We start from the raw sequence: 22,430 nt of genomic DNA on the forward strand, positions 1-22,430 counted from the left end.
CACTGTTACATCGGATTAGCGGTGAGACTTTTTTATTTTTCTCTTGTCCTTTATATCCCTAAATAAGGAAAAGTGTTATGTAAAAATTACCACATTCTTCTTAAGGTTATCGCCGCCATAATGTCTTTGTCATGGCTGCCCTTTTGGAGAGCCAAATCTCCTGCCAGGGTCCAGCCCGGGGCAAATTCTGCCTCCCCACCAAGGGACATAAGGAAATGAGTTTTATCATTCTGTCCCTGCATTTCATAGCGGTTATTATCATCACCAATATAACCATAGGTGAATTTAGGGTCACTGCCGGCGAAAGCATGCTTAACCCCCAGACGCAGAGCGTAGCTGCCATTGCTCAAATACCGCTTGAACTCCACGCCGATGCCACCGGCAAAATAGGTATTGGACTTGCTGTCAACCCTTTGCCCGAAAATGCCGGCTCCACCCTCAGTGTAGCCATCCTGCCATAACTGGGATAACTGCATATTGGCATAAGGGCTGATATGCCATACCTTCATATTTTTGGCATTCAAATCGTATTTATATTCTCCACCCAGCTCCAAAATACGGCTGTTATAATTAGCCTTGGCCTGTAAGCCAAGACCAGTTAGCTGACGGGTGAGGTCATTTTTTATCCACCCATAATCCAGATAAACATAACCGTTATGAGGTCCATTGCTGTAGCCTCCATATAGACCAAGGCGGGTGTCCTTTACATTGTCGTGGGATAAATTGTCTGCAAAAGAGAATTGACTATAGCTGATGAAGGCACCTGCTCGCCAGTTTTTGCCATAGGCCCGGTCCCAGCCTCCGGCTAAAGTGGTTCCCTGATAGTAGCTGCTGCCGGTGCCATCGCCCCAATTACGGGCTACCTTGAACCAAAAATCATTGTCCACCGGCTGATCCAGCTTCATCTTCATGGTAGGATTCTTGCTGTTGTCATCCCCATCAAGTCCTGCCGTAGGAACAGCAACCTCCACATCCTTCTTGGCAAAGGCCTCACTAAGCCGTGAAGTGATAATGTGGCTGTTCATGGTATTTCTCTGAATGAGATTCATGGTATTTGGCACCGGGCTGGAGGCAATAGCCGTAAGGGCTTCCTTTGCCTCATTGCTATCCATACTATACAGTGGGCGCATTTCATTGACCCGGCTATCACCCTTGGCTGACAGATACATCTGCATATCCGTCATGGCATCGTATGCCTGCTGTTGAGTGTTATCTATAGGACCAAGATTATTGGCTGCAGTGGTTTGTACTTTTATTTCATTGCCTTTCATTGTACCGGTGGTATTTAGCATACCTGATGCCGCATAAGGTGTTGTGGCATTGCCAATGGTGCCGTTTATTGCCGTAGCAGTCAGCACCGTCATTTCTTCATCCGGCAAGGCATTGGATACGGATATCATGGAACCATTCACATTAGCCGTACCAGTTACTGCGATATTGCCCTTTTCACCGCCGGCATATCCCGACAATGTTCCATCAGATACCAGATTACCGTTAATTATCATATCCTTATCTGAACTGGACGCCCCAATGACTCCATGATTGATAAACTGGCCTGTGGTTTTATCGCTAAAGCCATCTGCCATACTGGAGGTCATATCATTAACTGTATAGGTGCCGCCATAAAGCTGAGCCCCCTTTGCCACATTCACATTTACCACATTGGCTGTTCCCCCATAATTCAGGGTTCCGGCATTAACATTCAGCTTCATGTTGTCTTTACCGGTAATATTGCCATTATAGCTTATATTGCTGTTAAAATTCAGATTGGTTACTAAATCCGGAATATACTTGCTGTACTCATAACCATTTTTTTCAAACTTGTTATTGTATTGTATACGAAGAACATCCCGATTCTTGTCATCTCCGTCATAAGCCCCCTCAAAGGCTTCATCTCCAAAATGCTTCCAATTAGAGGTTATATTGCCCTGAATGCTGGCCCCACTGTTTATATTAATATTCTTCACAAAGGCATTTTTTCCAATATAAATGGCATTTTCCTTACCCACCAGGGTGCCGGACAGATTATAGTTTTCCACCAGTGCACCATTTAATTCCTGAGAGTTTGAATTATATAGGTCGGCATTCATTTTAGTCAGTGGCAGATTGTCGGCCTTAACTATTGTGCCGGATATGCTCGGGTCCAGTGTATTATAGCCTGCCACTGCCCGCTTATAGCGGATATAGGAACCACGATATTCATCCAGAGCACCATTGGAGCTGGACCCAAAATCAAACCTCATGGCTGTACCACCATCACCAGTAGCAGTTACCGTACCGGCCTGCTCCACATTCTGCCCACTTCCATAGGCAATAAGAACTCCATTTCCCCTATAACCATCAGCATGAATTTCAGTATTTGCCGGAATAGTCAGCTCAGTATCGGCACCGTCCACCCGAATGCCGGTTGCACCAATACCTTTTGTAAGAATATTGGCCGCCTGGGTTACGGTATTATTTGAGCCATGGATGTGCAAGCCAATTCCTAAATTAACATCACTATAGGTATTATCCAGATAAGCAGTACCATCCTTATTACGGGCAAAATATCCCTGTGTATTAATAATATTTTCACCTCTGGTGTAAATAGAACGTCCAAAATATGCCTTGCGGTCTATTTTGTAGCCCAAATCCTGCATTACGGCTATCTCCACCTCCATTAAGGACGTATAGTTGCTGTATAGCCGATGACTCATCATACCGGCTGTTTGCAGGTGGCTGCCATCGAATCCAGTACTTTCCCAGCCATTAACCGGCAAGCCACTTACCCCAAAGAATTTGGCACCATCCAGGGCTTCAAGCACATGCTCGCCACTAAAATAGGCATACCCATAGCCAGCCGTGTCCACTGTATCATCTACTATAAAGAAGTCCTCCGGCTGTAAATCCGGTTTTTTCTTTTTTAACTCGTTAAACATTTGGGTTGTGACTATTTGCATACCGCCCTTGGCCGGGTTGCCGTTTTGATCGTACAGATGCATTGTCCAGGATGTTTGATCTGTAATGTTCTTAACAAAATATACATCCTTTCCCTTAAAATCTCTGGCTGCAAAAAATCCCAAGGCGTGGGCCAATTCGTGGCGAAAGGTTCCCACATAATCAGTGGACTGCTCGTTGGTAGGCAATACTGTATCTGCATCAACCCACCAGCCGTTTACACTGCCCTTACGATTGGCCCCAGTATATGCACCCACATTTATATTACTATATCCGTAATTTCCAGCCGGGGTTACACCAGTTTTGGCGTTTTCGTAGGTCAGGGCCTCCAATCCATAATTATCTACTATCAGTGATTTTATATATAATTGTTCAGGCTTGTTATAAAGTTTTTTCCCATCAGAGTTAAAGGAAATGCTGGCGGCATACGCATTTTGGTCATAATCTCCATTAACAAATATCTGCCATGGCTGGGTATTTTTTGCCCCCGGGCCCAGCATTTCCGACCAATAGGAGGTGCTTTTTTCTGTAGCATTAACCAGCTGTTCAGCCAAATTGTATTTTGATGGTTCTACCAGCCATTCCTTACCAGTCTTACCAGGTGTGCCAATACCACAGCCCTGCCGCATAATAGCCAACTGAGCAAATGGGTTCGTGTCATATTTCACATCAATTACATTCGTATAAGGCGATTCCTCAGCCATAGAAATAGGAGATACAACCATACAGCCCGTGAAAATGAGGGCTGTCAAAAGGGCTTCCCTTTTCTTTGATAATTTGTTCTTCTTTAATTTCTTCATTATATTCACCTCTATGCCAGTTGAGGTACATTCTCAAAGTGCACGGCCCTATATCATTTTCGTACAAAATTACCACATTCTTCTTAAGGTAACTGCTGCCATAATATCCTTGTCATGGCTGCCCTTTTGGAAAGCCAAATCTCCGGCCAGGGTCCAGCCCGGGGCAAATTCAGCTTCGCCACCCAGGGACATAACAAAATGGGTCTTGTCATTCTGGCCACGAAGCTCGTAGCTGTGGGTAGTATCACCAACATAACCGTAGGTGAGTTTAGGGTCACTGCCCGCAAAGGCGTGCTTTACTCCCAGCCTCATGCCATAGCTGCCATTGCTCAGATAGCGCTTGAATTCAATACCAAGGCCACCGGCAAAATAGGTATTGGACTTGCTGTCAACCCTTTGCCCGAAAATGCCGGCTCCACCCTCAGTGTAGCCATCCTGCCATAACTGGGATAACTGCATATTGGCATAAGGGCTGATATGCCATACCTTCATATTTTTGGCATTCAAATCGTATTTATATTCTCCACCCAGCTCCAAAATACGGCTGTTATAATTAGCCTTGGCCTGTAAGGCAAGACCAGTTAGCTGACGGGTGAGGTCATTTTTTATCCACCCATAATCCAGATAAACATAACCGTTATGAGGTCCATTGCTGTAGCCTCCATATAGACCAAGGCGGGTGTCCTTTACATCGTCGTGGGATAAATTGTCTGCAAAAGAGAATTGACCATAGCTGATGAAGGCACCTGCTCGCCAGTTTTTGCCATAGGCCCGGTCCCAGCCTCCGGCTAAAGTGGTTCCCTGATAGTAGCTGCTGCCGGTGCCATCGCCCCAATTACGGGCTACCTTGAACCAAAAATCATTGTCCACCGGCTGATCCAGCTTCATCTTCATGGTAGGATTCTTGCTGTTGTCATCCCCATCAAGTCCTGCCGTAGGAACAGCAACCTCCACATCCTTCCTGGCAAAGGCCTCACTAAGCCGTGAAGTGATAATGTGGCTGTTCATGGTATTTCTCTGAATGAGATTCATGGTATTTGGCACCGGGCTGGAGGCAATAGCCGTAAGGGCTTCCTTTGCCTCATTGCTATCCATACTATACAGTGGGCGCATTTCATTGACCCGGCTATCACCCTTGGCTGACAGATACATCTGCATATCCGTCATGGCATCGTATGCCTGCTGTTGAGTGTTATCTATAGGACCAAGATTATTGGCTGCAGTGGTTTGTACTTTTATTTCATTGCCTGTCACTTTGCCGATGGTATTCAGCATACCCGTGGCAGTATATGGTGTTGTGGAATTTTCAAGCGTACCGTTTATTGCATTGGCCCGTAAAACGGTAAATTCTTCATTTGGCAGGGCATTTGTGGCAGATGCTATGGATCCATTCACATTTGCGTTACCATCAATCACAAGTTGGCCATTGGAGCCTCCACCATAGCCACGCAGTACTCCATCGGACACCAGAGTACCTTTTATGGTCATGTCACTTGTTGCACTGTTGGCCCCAATGATACCATGATTAATGAACTGGCCAGTGGTGCCATCGCTAAAGCCCTCTGCCATACTGGAGGTCATATCATTTACGGTGAAGCTGCCCCCAAGTAATGCAGCCTCCTTAGCTACATTGACATTTACCACATTGGCAGTTCCCCCATAAATCATGGTACCGGCATTAACATTCAGCTTCATGTTGTCAGCACCATTTATATCTTCATCATATTTCAGATCTGTATTGACATTCAGGTTCGTCACCAAATCAGGTATATACTTATAGTATTCATAGCCATTTTTTTCCATTTTGCCATTATACTGAATACGCAGCAAATCACGTTTAGCACCACTACGGTAATAGGCTCCTTCATAGACAGAAGCTCCAAAATGCTTCCAATCAGAGGTTATATTGCCAGTTATATGGGCACCGGAATTTACATTGATATTATGTACAAAAGCATTTTTGCCAATATAAATGGCATTAGCGCCACCGGACAAGCTCCCTGATAAATTATATTCACTTATCAATGGGGCTCCCAGCTCCGGTGCATAATTATCCATATCCTTTTTATCATTGTATTTTACATTCTTAGCAGTGGTTATGGTGCCTTGGTCTTCTACATCCCTGTCATAGTAAATATAGGAGCCACAATAGATTTCGTCAGCCCCCAGCATATTGGAGCCAAAATCAAAGCGTACACCACTGCCCTTCTGGCCATTGGCAGTAACGGTTCCCTGTTGGTTAAAGACCTGATTGCCACCATAGGATACCAATACGCCTACGCCATCCTCACCATCGGCATGAATTTCATACCCCTGGGCCAGAGTCAGTTTATTATCCGTTCCACTTACCCAAATACCAACTGCCCCATTGCCCATGGTAAAAACATTAGCCGCCTGGGTAATATCATTATTGGTGCCATAAATATGAAGACCTACCCCAAAAGGAATGGTGCTGTATTCGTTGATATAGTCTGAACCAGCACTATTACGAGCTGAATAACCATTGGTATTGGTAAAGGTCAGATTGTCATTATAGATGGAATAACCAAAATGAGCCCGCCGATCAAAGTTATAGCCTATATCCTGCAACGCGGCCAGCTCCACCTCATTAAATATTGTCATATTGCGGTACTCATTATGGCTCATAAGGCTGTTTAGCCCAAAATGCCCCAAATCCAATACTACCTTTTCATCTGTATTTGTTTCCCAGGTTCTCAATGGCAGACCGTCAACCCCATCAAAGGTCCGTCCATTTAATACCTTGGATACATTATCACCTATAAAATACGCGTTGCCTGACCGTGGATTATCCGATTTAAACTTATCGTCCAATTTATTATCCAAAATGAAAAAATCTGATGGCTTAAGAGTAGGGTCAGCAGCCTGACGACGTTCAAACTCCTTTGACGTTATTATCAGCTGATTTGGTTGGGACCGGTTAAGATTCTGATCATAGACATGATCCGCATACGTATTATTCTTGCCTAATCTTACCGGAAAATAATATACAGTAGTACCATCCTTATCTACCACCGGATTGCCATCCTTATCCGTCTCTACATTTACTTGGGAAATAATTCCCAAGGAATGGCCTACTTCATGACGTATCATGGCTACACCATCAGCAGCCTGCTCATTATCCGGCAATATGGCATTTCCCTTCATCCACCAGCCATCTGTGGAGCCCTCCCGCTTTGCTCCCATATACTGTCCAAGCATGATAGTGCCATAGGCCCCATTATCCACCAGCTGACCATTTTCATAGATTTTTTTATCCGCACCAGTTTCAAATTTTAATATATTTACATCATTTAAATCCCGTAGCCCCTGAAGATACTCTTCAAAATATGGCTGAATGGTAAAGCTGCCCTTATCGAAGGCATAAAAACCAGCATAGGCATTTTTTTCCTTGGCTATACCAGCCACAAAAAACTGGGCCGGGTGAGTTATTGTAGTATTTGGAGCCAAAATATCAGCCCAATACTGTATTCCCTTTATAATGCCGTTCTTATTATCATCACTTATGGTCATAGGGTTCTTGCCTATTATGCCATCGAAAAAAATATAGTTTTTTATCTGTTCCCGGGTAACATCCGTATCATCAATAATATTTACGACAAAAACCTCTTTATTGCCACTGTTAATTTCATCACCTGCACTGGCTACGGACATTGATAAAATCCCCAGTAAAACTGATGCTGTTAAAGCACATAAACGTTTATGAGATAATCTTCCTGCTTTCTTCATATATATCACACCTCACGTTAAACACCAAACAATAGACTACTTTAAAATTATTCTTCATTCATGGGGCTTTATCCTGCTACAATGATATGTTCATTAAACCCCATTTGTTTACAATGTATCCCTGTAAACAAAAAAGGCACCCATAACGGGTGCCTTCATAATTTAATATTATCCCTTGTACTTTTCTGTCTGGGCCTTGATAAGCTCTTCATCAGCGAAGTAGTTTATCTTCATGGCATTCTTCACATCCTGCAGGGTGTTTTCTGCCACACGTCTTGCCTCGGCGCTGCCGGCCTTCAGAATCTCATATACACCGGCAATGTCCTTTTCGTACTCCTTGCGGCGGGCACGAATTGGCTCCAGCTCCTCCTGAAGAATGCTGTTCAGGAACTTCTTGATCTTTACGTCACCAAGACCGCCACGGGTATAGTGATCCTTCAGCTCGTCAAGGCTCTTGTACTCTGGGAGATACTTCTCAAAATGCTCCGGCTTGCTGAAGGCATCAAGATAAGTAAATACTGCATTGCCCTCCACATGGCCAGGGTCAGATACCTTGATATGGGTAGGGTCAGTGTACATATCCATAACCTTCTTGCGAACGGTTTCCGCATCATCGGACAGATAAATGCAGTTGCCAATGGACTTGGACATCTTGGCCTTGCCATCAGTACCAGGCAGGCGGCGGCAGGTCTCATTCTCAGGCAGCATAATCTCAGGCTCAACCAAAGCCTCACCGCCATAAATCATGTTAAAGCGGCGAACGATTTCCTTGGTCTGCTCCAGCATTGGCAGCTGGTCCTCACCAACCGGTACCAAGGTAGCCTTAAAGGCTGTAATATCAGAAGCCTGGCTGATAGGATAGGTAAAGAAGCCCACCGGAATGCTCTTTTCAAAGTTCTTCTGCTGAATCTCAGCCTTAACCGTAGGATTTCTCTCCACACGGCTGACAGAAACCAGATTCATGTAGTAGGTGGTCAGCTCAGTAAGCTGAGGCACCTGGGACTGAATGAACAGAGTGGATTTAGCCGGGTCAAGACCTACAGACAGATAGTCCAGGGCTACCTCCAGAATATTCTGGCGAACCTTCTCCGGATTCTCAAAATTATCAGTCAATGCCTGTACATCGGCAATCATGATATAAATCTTGTCAAACTCCCCGGAATTCTGCAGCTCCACACGACGCTTCAAAGAGCCCACATAGTGGCCAATGTGCAGTCTCCCGGTTGGTCTGTCACCAGTTAAAATAATCTTTTCCATTTTTATATAAACCCCTCTCAAAATTGAATAATTACAGAATAAGTGCCGTCAGTATCGCTTCATAAGTGCCCAAAATCAAACTGGACAATGGAATCAGAATATAGTGAAGCACAGGCGTCATCATTATTACAATAAGAATAATAAAGCCATATCTTTCCAGACCCATGTATTTATAGGCCAGCTCCCCTGGCAGGAACTCCATCACAATCTTGGAGCCATCCAGCGGTGGCAAAGGAATGAGATTAAAAATACCAAAATTGATATTAAAAAGCACAATCATGGAAAGTACTGTCTTGGCACCTACAGATGTAAGCATGCCAAGCTTAAACAGAACCATCATTATTGCAAGGGCCACAAAGGCAACAATAAAGTTTGCCGCCGGACCTGCCAAGGCCACCAGTATATTTCCCTTTTTCATATCCTTAAAATTCCGGGGATTGACCATAACCGGCTTGGCCCAACCAAAGTGGGCTATCATCAGCATAATAAAACCGATAATATCAATATGTGCCAATGGATTCAAGGTCAGACGGCCCGTAAGCCTTGGAGTAAAATCCCCCATGGCCACAGCCACCCGGGCATGGGCATATTCATGGAGAACCAATGCCAACAGCAGACCCGGCAATCCGGCTATAAAACTCATTAAATTAAAATCAAACATAAATCCTCCAATATTACTCGTTCATCAAACGGTCCAGCATGAGAATTGCCGTAACGGACTTGGCATCATTGATACGTCCGTCCTGCACCATGCCCACCGCTTTACTGAGAGGCATTTTTACCACATTGATGAATTCATCCTCATCCGTATGCTGCTTGCCGGACTCCAGACCCCTGGCCGCATAGGTGTAAATAACCTCATTGCAGAAGCCCACACAGGTGGCCAGCTTGGTAAGGAACTTATACTCCTTGGCAGTATAGCCGGTTTCCTCGCTGAGCTCCCGCTTGGCACATTCCAGTGGATCCTCACCCACCATATCCAGCTTTCCCGCCGGAATTTCCAGGGTTACCTCATCAATAGGATAACGATACTGACGAACCAGAATCACCTGGCCATCATCAGTAACAGGAATAACTGCTGCCGCTCCCGGGTGCTTTATCCATTCCCGATAAGCAGTGCCCCCATTGGGCAGCTTAACCTTGTCCTTCTTTACATGGAGCAGCTTTCCATCAAATATATCTTCACTGGATTCCTTTATCTCAATCAAATCTTCGTACATTAGGAGCCTCCAAAAAATAATTTTATAATAAATCTCTGCATTAGTCTATAACGCCATTGTTCAAATTTTTCCGTTAGGAAAAATCTTCCAATTAGCGTTTCAACGAGGTGGGAGACATCTTTATCTTTACCTCGTTATATTCATTATTAGCCTAATTTTCGGGAATACTGCTGCTTCTTTAACCCGGCATTGGTCAGCATTTCTCTGGCATTATCCAAAGAAGCTGCAGACACATCCACACCAGAGGCCATGCGGGCAATTTCGTTGACCCTCTCCCCCTCGGTCAGAGCCTTGACAGAGGTATAGGTCATGCCGTTGTTAACCTGCTTGTTGATATACAGATGCACATCCGCCATGCAGGCAATCTGCGGCAAATGGGTTATGCACAGCACCTGCTTGTCCGCCGCCACCATGGCAATACGCTCCGCCACCATCTGGGCGGTTCTGCCACCGATACCGGTGTCAATTTCATCGAAAATCATGCTGGCCGGGGAATCATCCCTAAAAGCAGTTACTGCCTTGATGGAGAGAGCAATACGGGACAGCTCACCGCCGGAGGCCACCTTCTGGATAGGCCGTGGCTCCTGGCCCGGATTGGCAGAAAAGAGGATTTCCAGCTCATCAGCCCCCAAATTGGAAAGCTGCTCTGCCTCATTGACGGCAATTTCCAGCCGGGCATCCGGCATCCCCAATTCGTGGAGATGCTCCTCAATGGCCATGGACAGCCGGTCCCCGGCCTGCTTTCTAAGCTCCGTAAGACGCTGGGCCAGTGCCAAGGCATCCTTCTTTGCCTTTTCAATTTCCTGCTTTATGGCAGCAATATCCCCGTCGAAATTTTCAATATCCTCCAGCTGCTTCTGTGCCTTGTCCTTAAAGGCCAAAATGTCCTCAATGGTAGCACCATATTTTTTCTGCAGCTTATCTATTACATCCATCCGGCTCTGGAGCTTGTCCAAAAGCTGTGGATTGAATTCCAGTTCATCGCCGTAATCCCGCACCTCATAGGCAGCCTCCTTTATCTGGATATAGGCCTCCTTGATGGTGTTGGTTACCTCCTCCAAGGACTCATCGTAGCGGGACAGATCCTTTAAGTTCTCCACCACTTCCTCCAGACCGCTGACAATGCCAATACCGCTGTTGCCACCGCCATAGAGATTCTGGCAGGCCTCCCCGATATAATTGGAGATTTTTTCCGCATTGGACAACTTCTTAATCTCCCGCTCCAGCTCCTCATCCTCATTGTCCTGAAGCTGGGCCGCCTCGATTTCCTGCACCTGCCATTTCAGCATATCCAGCTTTTGGGCATTATCCGCAGAATTCTTTTCCTTGTCTGCCAGCTGCTGTTCCTTTTCCTTCAGGGTCTTATAGGCCACCTGATAATCCCTCAGGGCCACCTTGATGCGGTCATCGGAACCGTCCACCAGCTTGTACTGATTTGTGGCATTAAGAAGGGCCAGATTTTCATTCTGGCCATGAATGTCTACCAGTAATGTTCCCAGCTTCTTCAGCACCGCTACCGTTGTATGGCAGCCATTAATCAAAATAGTGCCACGGCCGTTGCTGGTAATCTGACGGGTAATAATCAGCTCACCTTCCGAGGCATCAATGGCATTTTCAGCCAGATAATCTATAACATTTTGCTGATTCTCAAGAGAAAAAATTGCTTCCACCCGCAGCCAGTCAGTCCCCGTGCGGATAAAATCCGTAGACAGGCGGTTTCCCAGCATTGCACCCAAAGCATCAATAAGAATTGATTTTCCGGCACCGGTTTCACCAGTAAGAATATTTAATCCCTTGTCAAAATCTATCTGAACCTGCTCCAAAAGAGCGAAATTCCAGATTGTAAGCGTATTGAGCATTGCGAAAATCTCCTACGTACCCAAACAAACAATAACTCACTTAATTCCCATGCTCATGGCTTCCAGCTTTAGGGCTATTTCCTCTGCCATACTGGATGCCTTGACCACCGCCAGAATGGTATCATCACCGGCAACGGTGCCGATAATCTCCGGCCAGCGGGCATTATCCAGGGCAGCACAAATGGAATTTGCAGCCCCCGGCATGGTCTTTACCACAATAATATTCTCACTGTAGTCGATTTTCTTAACCAGCTCCTTAAAAAGCCGTTGCATGCGGTCCTCGGAGTGCATTGACTGGGTATCCATCGGATAGGCATAACGATACTTGCCGTTGCCACATGGAATCTTTACCAGCTGCATATCCTTTATATCACGGGAAACAGTGGCCTGGGTAACCTCAATATCCCTTGCTCTGAGAGCCGCAGCCAAATCCTCCTGAGTCTCAATTATCTGATTTTCAATGATCTGCTTTATCTTTGATTGTCTATGAGCCTTCATTTAGAATTCCCCCATAACTTACTTTTTAAAGTATCATAATAATTCTTGTCGCCAAACTTTATTATACGGGCCGGATTCTTACCCTTGCGGATATAAACCACGTCCCCGGGCAATAACTGAAAACTTTCCTGACCATCAAAGGTCATCTGAATATCCTGATGGACTGCCGCAATATAAATCTGCACTTCCTCATCATCGGGAATAATCATAGGACGGGCATCCAGGGTATGGGGACAAATCGGGGTTATAAGCAATGCCGGAACCCGTGGATTTACTATTGGTCCCCCGGCCGATAAAGAATAAGCCGTAGAACCGGTGGCCGTAGAAACAATGACCCCGTCGGCCTTGTAATCATTAATCAGAGTATCATCAATGCGCATACTAAGGCTCAGCATACGGGAAAGTCCCCCCTTGCCGATAACCACATCGTTGATGGCGTGGCCCAGCATCCGCCGATTCCCCTGACTGAGGACTGAGCCGGAAATAACTGTGCGCTCCACCACCTGATACTCACCATTCAGTAAATTATCCAGCCGGTTTTCCAGCTCCGTCAGCTCAATATCAGTCAAAAAGCCTATCCTTCCTATATTGATGCCGCAGGCGGGAATCTTTCGGGTATACAGCTTACGGCAAACCCCAAGAAGGGTGCCATCACCGCCGATGGTCAGGCCTAAGTCAATGGACTCCTTGTCCAAATCATCAACGCCATACTCCGGACAGTTAAACATTTCCGCCACACTGCGGGACATTACAATACGAACCCTGTCCTGCTTGTCTGCGAAATATCCCCGGATACGTTCCATAACCTGCCCGGCTTCACCCTTATTTATATTTGGATAAATAGCAATTGTCTTCATAAAGACGTCCTCTTAATTTATCTGCATCACTTGTCCAGATTGCTGTGGGCCAATTCAACAGTCTCGGCCATTACCTCGTCGGTTACATGGTCCTCGGCCTCCTTGTCCCTGGTAAGCCATACAAGATACTCTATATTGCCCTCAGGACCCTTTACTGGGGAGAAGGTCAGCTCCTTGGTGACAAATTCCATGGCTCTGGCCGTATCAATTACATTATGGATTACCTCCAAATGTACCTTTGGATCACGGACAACGCCCTTCTTGCCGACCTTTTCCTTGCCGGCCTCAAACTGTGGTTTAATAAGGGCCACCACCTCGCCATTGGCCTTCAGCATGCCTTTAACAGCCGGCAAAACCTTCTCAAGGGAGATAAAGGCCACATCAATGGAGGCCAAATCTATCAGCTGCCCAATATCCTCGGGAGTTACATTGCGGACATTGGTCCGCTCCATGTTCACTACCCGTTCATCAGTGCGAAGGCTCCAGGCCAGCTGGCCATAGCCCACATCAATGGCGAAAACCTTCACTGCACCATTCTGCAGCATGCAGTCAGTAAAGCCGCCGGTGGAGGCACCAATATCAGCCGTAACCTTCCCCTTAAGCTCCACGCCAAATTCCTTGATGGCCTTTTCCAGCTTCAGTCCGCCACGGCTTACATACGGAATCTGATTTCCCAAAACCCGGATATCCGCTGTTTCCTTCACCATGGTGCCGGCCTTGTCGATTTTATTGCCATCAACTATAACCAGACCCGCCATAATGGTGGTCTTGGCCCGTTCACGGCTCTGCACCAGATTTTTCTTGACCAGCAGCACATCCAGACGTTCTTTTTTTACTTTTTCAACACTATCAGCCATAATTACAATTCACCGTACTTTTTCGCAATGCGTTCCGCTATCTGATGTGGCAGAAGTCCGCACAGCTCCAAAAGCTCAGGGCAGGAGCCCTGTTCAATAAATTTATCCTCAATACCAAAGCGCAATACCTTGGCCGTGTTAATACCAGCATCAGCCAGATACTCCAATACCCCGGAGCCAAAGCCGCCGGCCAGGGCATTTTCTTCCAGCGTAACCACTAAGCGGGCCTCCTTGGCCAGTTCATCTATAAGTCCAGTATCCAATGGCTTTATAAAGCGCATGTTTACAACGGTTGTATAAATATCCTGCTCCTTCAGCAGCTCCGCGGCCTTAATTGCCTGCTTGACCATACTGCCCACAGCAAACAGCACAATGGCCTTGCTGTCCCGTGACAGCACCTCGCCCTTGCCGATAGCCAGCTGCTCAAAGCCCGGCTTTACTGGAACCCCGGTAGCAGAACCACGGGGATAACGGACACTGATCGGGCCATTATAGTTGGCCGCCGTATAGAGCATATTACGAAGCTCATTTTCATCCTTTGGTGCCATAACCACCATATTAGGCACATGACGCAAATAGGAATAATCAAAAACCCCGTGATGGGTTGGGCCGTCAGCCCCCACAAGACCGCCTCTGTCCAGACAAATAGTTACCGGCAAGTTCTGCAGGCAAACATCGTGAACAATCTGGTCATAAGCCCGCTGGGCAAAGGTGGAATAAAGAGCAACAAATGGCTTGCCACCTGTTGCCGCCATACCCGCCGCCATGGTCATGGCATGCTCCTCGGCAATACCCACGTCAAAGAACCGCTCCGGATATACTGCAGAAAACTGCTTTAAGCCAGTACCAGATGGCATTGCCGCCGTAATAGCCGTTATATTGTCATACTGGCCCGCCAGCTCTATAAGGGCCTTGCTGAAAATATCAGTATAGGAAGGGGGTGCCCCCTCCTTTTTAATCATTTCACCTGTATCGCAGTTAAAACGGCCTACACCGTGGAACTTGTGAGGCTGATTTTCCGCAAAGGAATAGCCCTTGCCCTTGGTGGTCCGTACATGAATAAGCACCGGACCCTCAATTCCCTTAACCTTTTCAAAGACCTCCTGCATATACTCAATATTGTGGCCATCAATAGGTCCAATATATGTATAGCCCAGAGACTCAAAAAGACTGCCTGGTGTCAGCAGTGCATAAATACCATCCTTTACGGAACCCGCAGCATTCCATACAGTTTCGCCTATGGTCGGGAATCCCTTCAAAAACTCCTGCAATTCCTTCTTGGCCTTATGATATTGGGGAGTAATACGAATATGGCTCAGATACTCGGACATGGCTCCCACATTTTTATCAATGGACATTTCATTGTCATTGAGGATAACTATCATGTTCTTGCCGGTAGTGCCGGCATAGTTAAGCCCCTCATAGGCCTCACCGCCGGTAAAGGCACCATCACCGATTACAGCAACCACGCTGTAATTCTGCTTGCGGATATCCCGCTCAATGGCCATTCCCACCGCCGCAGAAATGGAGGTACTGGCATGGCCCACACCAAAGGCATCACTGCTGGATTCAGACCGTTTTGGAAAGCCCGTAATGCCTCCTTTGGTCCGCAGGGTACTAAATCTGTCCCTTCGACCCGTAATAATCTTGTGGGAATATGCCTGATGGCCAACATCCCAGATAATCTTATCCTTTTCAGGGTCAAATACGCTATATAGTGCCAGGGTAAGGTCAACAGTACCAAGGCTTGGGGCCAAATGACCGCCATTGGCGGCACAAGTATCAATTATCTTCCTTCTGATTTCCCCCGCCAGGCCTTTCAGCTCTGTCAGGCTGCACTTCGCCACATCTGAAGCGCAATTTATATTGTCTAATATATTCTCAGGCATGGTGTGGCTCCTTAATTACTTATTTCTTTTCAATAAATATTCCACCAGTTCACGAAGGAAAGTGGCCTTATCACCAAACATCTCCAAGGCAGCTACTGCCTCGGCCACAGTATCAGCCGCCAGCTTCTGGGCCTCCTCCAAAGACGTCAGTGAAACGTAGGTTGACTTGTCATTGCGTTCATCACTGCCCACAGGCTTGCCAATAACCGCCTCGTCACCAATAACATCAAGAATATCATCGGTAATCTGGAAGGCAAGGCCAAAGCAGTTAGCATACTTGGTCAGAGCAGCCAGCTCCTCCTCGGAAGCCCCGGCTACAATGGCACCACTTCTGATAGCAGCTCTGAACAGCGCACCAGTCTTGCCGTCATGCATTTTCTTCAATTCATCAAGGCTCAAAGATTTCTGCTTGCCTTCAGCCTCCAGATCAATGGCCTGGCCACCGCCCATACCGTTAGGACCGGCACCTATGGCCATTTCCCGAACCACCTTCAGCAATACATCTGCCGGCAGATTATCCTGGCGGAGCATCACCTCAAAGGCCTGGGTAAGCAATGCATCACCGGCCAAAATGGCCATGCCGTCACCATAAACCTTATGGTTGGTCAGCTTGCCCCGACGATAATCATCGTTGTCCATTGCCGGCAAGTCATCGTGAATCAATGAATATGTATGTATCATCTCAATGGCACAGGCTATATGAATATAATCCGTACCCTTGGCACCAATGGCATCAGCCGCCGCCATCAGCAAAATTGGACGCAGTCGCTTTCCTCCTGCAGTAAGGCTGTACTTCATGGCCTCACAAAGAATTGGGGATAATGCCTTATCCTCCTGCAGTTCCTCCACAAGAGCACCCTCTATAAGTTTTATCCTTTCGTTCCATTGCGTCTTATCCACTTTTATTGTCCTCCCTCAAGCTCCAAAGGCATTTCTACCACTTGACCATTCTCTTCTCTGAGGATAACATTCATCTTATCCTCCACAGCCTGCAATTCAGCCAGACACTTTTTGGACAGCTCCATGCCCAAGGTATAATTATCAATTACATCCTTTAAGCTGGCCTCACCGCTCTCCAATTTATCTACAATCATTTCCAGATTGGCCAGATTTTCCTCAAAGGACGCTTCCTTTTTCCGTGGCATAGAACTATTCCTCCTTTATTGCCCTGACCTGGGCCTCAAGCTGGCCCCCGTTGAGCTTTATTTTCACTAAATCGTTAATTTTTACATTATTGACATGGCTGATAACATTTCCCTTTGCATCCTGCACCATGCCATAGCCCCGTCTGATAACCCCCATGGGATTAATCAGCTCCAGCTTGTCCATATCATGAAGCAGCCGATTTTTCTTTTCCTTAATCAGCTGGCCTGTTATCTTGTTCAATCTTGTCCGAAGATTTTCCAGCCTCATACTGCCTGTCTCCAGCATCCGTAAGGGCTGAGTAAAAACATAGCTGTTCATCAGTGATTCCAGACTGCGACGCCGGTCCTTAATACTGGACATGGCAGCCAGCTGTATTCTTTCCTGTGCTGCCCTTATCCGTTGTATTACCTCTGACACGTCCGGGACAGCCAGCTCCGCCGCCTGGGATGGAGTGGCTGCTCTCTGGTCTGCCACAAAATCAGCCAGAGTAAAGTCAGTTTCATGTCCCACCGCTGAAATCACGGGAATTTTAGAATTAAAGATGGCCCGCACCACAACTTCCTCGTTAAAGGAACACAAGTCCTCCATGGAGCCGCCACCACGGCCTACAATAAGCACATCCACCGGATATTTTTTGTTGAAAAACTCAATCCCCCGGGCAATCTGCTCCGCTGAGCCTGCCCCCTGCACCATTACAGGATAAAGGGCCAGTCTGATGGATGGCATACGCCGTCCGGAAACTGTATAAATATCCCTTAGAACAGCTCCCGTAGGAGAGGTTACAACACCAATAGTCCTGGGAAAAGCAGGCAAAGCCTTTTTATGCTCAGCATCAAACAGGCCTTCCTTGGAAAGCCGCTCCTTCAGCTGTTCAAAGGCCAGGGCCAGCTCACCAACACCGTCCGGCGCCATACGGCTGACATAAAACTGATACTTGCCGTCCCGCTCGTAGACCTCCACACTGCCAGTGGCCAGAACCTGCATATCGTTTTCCGGTCTGAATTTCAGTCGTTCAGCATAGCTGCGCCAGATAACACATTTCAGAATGGAATCCTTGTCCTTCAGATCAAAATAGCAATGTCCGGAGGAATACTGCTTAAAATTGGAAATCTGCCCTCTCACCGTGACATTGTGCAGGGCCAAATCATTCTTGATAAGTCCGGCAATATATTTAGTTATCTCTGATACGCTTCTGACAACAGCCATATTTCACCATAAAATGCACAACACTAAAACACAGAAAACGGGCCGCACCAGAAAATGCGGCCCTAGATCTTATGCACGGGCAATCGCGCCCAAAATACCATTTACGAAACGGCCGGAATCATCGGTGCCAAACTTCTTGGCCAGCTCTACGGCCTCGTTAATAATGATATTCGTGGTCAGCTCTTCATCGCAGAATTTCAGCTCATAAACAGCCAAACGGGTAATGTTTCTGTCTACGCCGGCCATACGCTGCAGCAATCTGTCCTTGGAATTTCTGGTAATCAATTCATCTATGGCCTCCTGATTGTCAAGGGTTCCATTTACCAGATTCTTCAAAAAATCCATATCCTTGCTGCCCAGCTTAACATCATCATCCTTGGCAAAAACTGCTGCATCAATGGCATTCTGTCTGGCCTGGGCTGCATCTGCACCTTCATCTAACGGATTCATATCCAACTGAAACAAAGCCTGAAGCGCTACCTCACGAGCTTGTCTACGACTCATACTTAAATTCCTCGATTCTTAACAAAAAATAAATAATATATTATCGGCTATCAGCGCCACCGGTGAATATCACGGGGAACTGAGTCCCGGATGTTATCAATAAGGCTTCCACCCTTATCAATATTCTTGCCGATAAAGCAGCCAATAAAGCCACAAATAACCACAAACATGACACTCCAAAAGCCAAAGAGCAATATGCCAAGGGCGATTAAAATGCCGCCTGCAATACCCAAAAGTGTCCCCGGACGTTTCTCGCACTGGCGGCGAATTGCATTGACCAGGGCCTGCTTTAAACTGATCTCGTTATCCATTCAGACACCTCCATCACTTCAGTCGTCTCTTCTTGACAACGACACCACTGGAAATACTCTGAACGGAAACCACAACATCAAAGTTGGAAATACATGCTATGTCAGTCAGGTATTTGCTTGACTGCGTCCTTATGTCATCAGAAATATTAGCAATACTCCGCTCCTGTCCGACCTCAAGCTTAACATCCAGGTTCAGACAATCGCCTTTTTCCTTGTCCTGCTTTACCAAGGCCTTCACCTTGGCCTCACGGACGCCACGCACCCCGCTGGATATCCGCTCAATCATTTCCTTTATGGCATTGATGGATACGTTAACATCACCCTCAGTGCCATGCACCAGCATAATATCCCCGGAGGTCAGCTCCTTGCTTCCCTTGCCGGCAAAGGAACAAAACAGCAGATGAATGCTGATAATGAAAACAACTCCGGCAATAACCCCAGTCTGCCACTGATTAACAGCAAACTGATACTCATTAAGCAGCACCCTTTCAGGCACCACATTAAATACCAACAGAATAATCCCCAGGCTGACTACACCAAAAAACAAGGCATACAAAAACAGCAGGAATCTATTAAACACTCCCATTAAACAGCCCCCTAGCGGATTTTTCTGGTCTCATCCTTGGTTTCTTCCTCACCGAAGTCAACGCCCTGAACATGAACATTAACCTCTACAACGCTCAATCCGGTCATGCTCTCGATCTGCTTCTTTACGTTCTCCTGAACGGCAATAGCCACATCCGGAATACGCTCACCGTATTTAACGATGATATATAAATCAACACGGGCTTCCTTTTCGCCAACCTCTACCTTAACTCCCTTGGAAAGGTTCTTTCTGCCCAGAAGCTCAGCAATACCGCCTGCCAGGCCACCGCTCATGCCTGCAATCCCGGGAATTTCCAAGGCAGCTATGCCAGCCATCATGCTTACGACCTCATCAGCAATCCGTACAGCGCCCATTCCGTCATCAATAGTAATCATTTCTTCTGCCATTTAAATATACCCCCTATCTAAATTTAGACATAATTTTACTTGGTTATCATTATACCAAACATGTAGTTTATATTCAAGAAATCATGAATATTCTGTATATTAATTATGCATAAAATAAAAACCCGTTGGAAAATCCAACGGGTTTCATTGTATAAACCAATAAATTATGCACGCTCGATGTAAGCACCGGTACGGGTATCGATGCGGAGTACGTCACCCTCGTTGATGAAGAGAGGTACACGAACGGAATAGCCGGTCTCTACAGTAGCCATCTTGGTAGCACCAGTTGCAGTGTTGCCCTTTACGGATGGCTCGCACTCAGTAACCTTCAGCTCTACAGAGTTAGGGAGAGTTACACCGATTACACGGCCCTTGAAGGACTGGATAGCAACCTCCATGTTCTCCTGGAGATAGTTCAGAGCGTCACCAAGCTGCTCCTTGTTGAGCTCAGTCTGCTCATAGGTCTCGTTGTCCATGAAGGTGTACATACCGTCAGCCTCATAGAGGTAGTTCATACGGGCAGTATCAAGACGAGCCTGTGGCATCTTCTCATTTGGGTTGAAGGTACGCTCAACAACAGCACCAGTCTCAATATTCTTGATCTTGGTACGAACGAATGCTGCACCCTTGCCTGGCTTTACATGCTGGAACTCAACAACCTGCCATACGCCACCATCGATTTCGATAGTCAAACCTGTACGAAAATCTGTACTTGTAATCATTAGAAAAACCCTCCAATTTTTAATTGCAAAATTAATTTTTAAATTTAATATATGGAAGACCCATCAAACGTCCAACTCAATTAAATCCTTCGATACTGAAGTCAGAGCTTCTCTTGATGTGTCTGTAACCAGCACTGTATCTTCAATGCGGACTCCACCCCAGTCAGGAATGTACACTCCCGGCTCCACGGTAATCAGCATATTGGGCTGCAAGGCCTCACACGTACTCCGTGGGGAAAGGGTTGGTGCCTCATGTATCTCCAGCCCCAGACTATGTCCCAGCCCGTGGCCGAAGTATTTCCCATAGCCTCTTTCGTGAAGATATTTTCTTACTTCACCGTCCACGGATTTCCCAGACGCTCCGGGTCCTACCCTGGACAAGCCCAACAGCTGGGCCTGAAGCACAGCGTCATATACATCACGCTGCCTGTCATCTGCATGACCAACGCAGATGGTCCGTGTAATATCAGAGTGATACCCCTTATACACAGCACCATAGTCCATTGTAACAAATTCCCCTGCATTAATCAACTTTTCTGTTGCAGTTCCATGGGGCAGGCTTCCCCGCTTGCCGGAGGCAACTATGGTGGTAAACGCAGGACGCTGGGAACCCAGGGTGCGCATCACACTCTCCAGACGGGCCGCCACCTCATTTTCGCTGATACCAGGCTTAATGAAGGTAATAATATCCTCAAAGGCCCTGTCACTTATGGCCACAGCCTTTCTTATACACTGAAGCTCCTCCTCGTCCTTGATCTGGCGAAGGCTGTTCAGCTCTATGGATTTCATGCTGATATTATCCCCCAGCAGTTCACTGAGCTTGCCATACCAGTCAAATACCAGTGAAGCTCCTTCAAAGCCAACATTGTTTATTCCCAGCTCCTTGATGACCTCGGAAACCCTCAAAAGAAGTCCCGTTTCCTGCTTGGCAATCCGATACTCTGGAGACTCCAGCTGAGCCTGCTCCACATAGCGAAAATCAGTGACAATAACCGCATCATCACCGGAAACCACCAGCATGGTGTCATCACCGGTAAACCCGCTGAAATAATGAAGGCTTTCCAGCTTGCTGACCAAAACACCATCCAGCCCCCGGTCCTTTATATAATCTCTTAAAGCCTTAATTCTGTCCGCAATCACAAAATCCACTTCCGTAATTCTCAATACTTCTATATTAATTTAATCTTTGCTTTATCTTTCTCAGAACCACAGCCATGGCGGCAAAGTAGCTGTCCACCCCAAAGCCCAGAATCTGTCCCATAACCACCGGTGCAATTACTGACTTGTGGCGGAACTCCTCCCGGGTATGGACATTGGAAAGATGCACCTCGATTACAGGAACGCTGATGGCCGCAATGGCATCACGAATGGCAATGCTGTAATGGGTAAATGCCCCGGCATTGAGAATAATAAACTGATACCCCTTGGCCGGCGCCTGCTGAATGGTATCAACAATATCCCCCTCATGGTTGGACTGGAAAAAATCCGCCACCACACCGTCGGAAGCCGCCTGCTTCTGCAGCATATCATTTATGTCCGCCAGAGTTTCATAGCCGTAAATCTCCGGCTCCCTTGTGCCCAAAAGATTAAGATTTGGTCCGTGAATGACAAGTACTTTACCCATATT

At 46.7% G+C, this 22,430-nt stretch carries 20 protein-coding genes; all 20 read right to left on the reverse strand.

Features of this window, described 5'->3' with window-relative positions; genetic code table 11:
* Nucleotides 1–86 precede the first annotated feature (86 nt).
* Nucleotides 87–3,737 (reverse strand): autotransporter domain-containing protein, encoded by a 3,651-nt coding sequence (locus tag D081_RS11930; protein ID WP_085024387.1) that lies wholly within the window; start codon nucleotides 3,735–3,737, stop codon nucleotides 87–89.
* A 69-nt stretch (nucleotides 3,738–3,806) separates the two neighbouring features.
* Nucleotides 3,807–7,409, reverse strand: a complete 3,603-nt coding sequence (locus D081_RS11935; RefSeq protein ID WP_158087671.1) for an autotransporter domain-containing protein — start codon at nucleotides 7,407–7,409, stop codon at nucleotides 3,807–3,809.
* A gap of 243 nt (nucleotides 7,410–7,652) precedes the next feature.
* The gene (trpS, locus tag D081_RS11940; RefSeq protein ID WP_085024389.1) at nucleotides 7,653–8,741 is read right to left on the reverse strand and encodes a tryptophan--tRNA ligase; all 1,089 of its coding nucleotides are present in this window, start codon (nucleotides 8,739–8,741) and stop codon (nucleotides 7,653–7,655) included.
* A gap of 31 nt (nucleotides 8,742–8,772) precedes the next feature.
* Nucleotides 8,773–9,402, reverse strand: a complete 630-nt coding sequence (locus tag D081_RS11945; RefSeq protein ID WP_085024390.1) for a site-2 protease family protein — start codon at nucleotides 9,400–9,402, stop codon at nucleotides 8,773–8,775.
* Nucleotides 9,403–9,415: 13 nt separating this feature from the next.
* Complete coding sequence (locus tag D081_RS11950) at nucleotides 9,416–9,961, reverse strand: NUDIX domain-containing protein (RefSeq protein ID WP_085024391.1); 546 nt, start codon at nucleotides 9,959–9,961, stop codon at nucleotides 9,416–9,418.
* Nucleotides 9,962–10,107: 146 nt separating this feature from the next.
* On the reverse strand, nucleotides 10,108–11,820 hold the full coding sequence (recN, locus tag D081_RS11955) for a DNA repair protein RecN (RefSeq protein WP_085024392.1): 1,713 nt from the start codon (nucleotides 11,818–11,820) through the stop codon (nucleotides 10,108–10,110).
* Between the two features lie 36 nt (nucleotides 11,821–11,856).
* Nucleotides 11,857–12,318, reverse strand: coding sequence for an arginine repressor (gene argR, locus D081_RS11960; RefSeq protein WP_085024393.1), 462 nt, complete (start codon nucleotides 12,316–12,318; stop codon nucleotides 11,857–11,859).
* The gene (locus tag D081_RS11965) at nucleotides 12,315–13,175 is read right to left on the reverse strand and encodes an NAD(+)/NADH kinase (protein ID WP_085024394.1); all 861 of its coding nucleotides are present in this window, start codon (nucleotides 13,173–13,175) and stop codon (nucleotides 12,315–12,317) included. The genes argR and D081_RS11965 overlap by 4 nt, the downstream gene beginning before the upstream one ends.
* Before the next feature lie 26 nt (nucleotides 13,176–13,201).
* Nucleotides 13,202–14,032, reverse strand: coding sequence for a TlyA family RNA methyltransferase (locus D081_RS11970; RefSeq protein WP_085024395.1), 831 nt, complete (start codon nucleotides 14,030–14,032; stop codon nucleotides 13,202–13,204).
* A 2-nt stretch (nucleotides 14,033–14,034) separates the two neighbouring features.
* The gene (gene dxs, locus D081_RS11975) at nucleotides 14,035–15,921 is read right to left on the reverse strand and encodes a 1-deoxy-D-xylulose-5-phosphate synthase (RefSeq protein ID WP_085024396.1); all 1,887 of its coding nucleotides are present in this window, start codon (nucleotides 15,919–15,921) and stop codon (nucleotides 14,035–14,037) included.
* A gap of 15 nt (nucleotides 15,922–15,936) precedes the next feature.
* The gene (locus D081_RS11980; protein ID WP_369824015.1) at nucleotides 15,937–16,821 is read right to left on the reverse strand and encodes a polyprenyl synthetase family protein; all 885 of its coding nucleotides are present in this window, start codon (nucleotides 16,819–16,821) and stop codon (nucleotides 15,937–15,939) included.
* A gap of 2 nt (nucleotides 16,822–16,823) precedes the next feature.
* On the reverse strand, nucleotides 16,824–17,066 hold the full coding sequence (gene xseB, locus D081_RS11985; protein WP_085024397.1) for an exodeoxyribonuclease VII small subunit: 243 nt from the start codon (nucleotides 17,064–17,066) through the stop codon (nucleotides 16,824–16,826).
* A gap of 4 nt (nucleotides 17,067–17,070) precedes the next feature.
* Nucleotides 17,071–18,273, reverse strand: a complete 1,203-nt coding sequence (gene xseA / locus D081_RS11990; RefSeq protein WP_085024398.1) for an exodeoxyribonuclease VII large subunit — start codon at nucleotides 18,271–18,273, stop codon at nucleotides 17,071–17,073.
* Nucleotides 18,274–18,342: 69 nt separating this feature from the next.
* Nucleotides 18,343–18,777 carry a transcription antitermination factor NusB gene (gene nusB, locus D081_RS11995; protein ID WP_085024399.1) on the reverse strand — a complete coding sequence of 145 codons (435 nt, stop codon included), beginning with the start codon at nucleotides 18,775–18,777 and terminating at the stop codon, nucleotides 18,343–18,345.
* A 50-nt stretch (nucleotides 18,778–18,827) separates the two neighbouring features.
* Nucleotides 18,828–19,088, reverse strand: a complete 261-nt coding sequence (locus tag D081_RS12000) for a DUF2273 domain-containing protein (RefSeq protein ID WP_085024400.1) — start codon at nucleotides 19,086–19,088, stop codon at nucleotides 18,828–18,830.
* 13 nt (nucleotides 19,089–19,101) lie between these two features.
* Nucleotides 19,102–19,674, reverse strand: a complete 573-nt coding sequence (gene amaP, locus D081_RS12005; protein WP_085024401.1) for an alkaline shock response membrane anchor protein AmaP — start codon at nucleotides 19,672–19,674, stop codon at nucleotides 19,102–19,104.
* Nucleotides 19,675–19,685: 11 nt separating this feature from the next.
* On the reverse strand, nucleotides 19,686–20,081 hold the full coding sequence (locus tag D081_RS12010; RefSeq protein WP_085024402.1) for an Asp23/Gls24 family envelope stress response protein: 396 nt from the start codon (nucleotides 20,079–20,081) through the stop codon (nucleotides 19,686–19,688).
* 164 nt (nucleotides 20,082–20,245) lie between these two features.
* Nucleotides 20,246–20,803 (reverse strand): elongation factor P, encoded by a 558-nt coding sequence (gene efp, locus D081_RS12015; protein WP_085024403.1) that lies wholly within the window; start codon nucleotides 20,801–20,803, stop codon nucleotides 20,246–20,248.
* 63 nt (nucleotides 20,804–20,866) lie between these two features.
* Nucleotides 20,867–21,943 (reverse strand): Xaa-Pro peptidase family protein, encoded by a 1,077-nt coding sequence (locus tag D081_RS12020; RefSeq protein ID WP_143272211.1) that lies wholly within the window; start codon nucleotides 21,941–21,943, stop codon nucleotides 20,867–20,869.
* Nucleotides 21,944–21,977: 34 nt separating this feature from the next.
* Nucleotides 21,978–22,427: a type II 3-dehydroquinate dehydratase gene (gene aroQ / locus D081_RS12025; protein ID WP_085024404.1), complete on the reverse strand. Its 450-nt coding sequence runs from the start codon at nucleotides 22,425–22,427 to the stop codon at nucleotides 21,978–21,980.
* Nucleotides 22,428–22,430 lie beyond the last annotated feature (3 nt).

The sequence above is a fragment of the Anaerovibrio sp. JC8 genome, assembly GCF_002100115.1.
In the GTDB taxonomy this organism is placed as follows: Bacteria; Bacillota; Negativicutes; order Selenomonadales; family Selenomonadaceae; genus Anaerovibrio.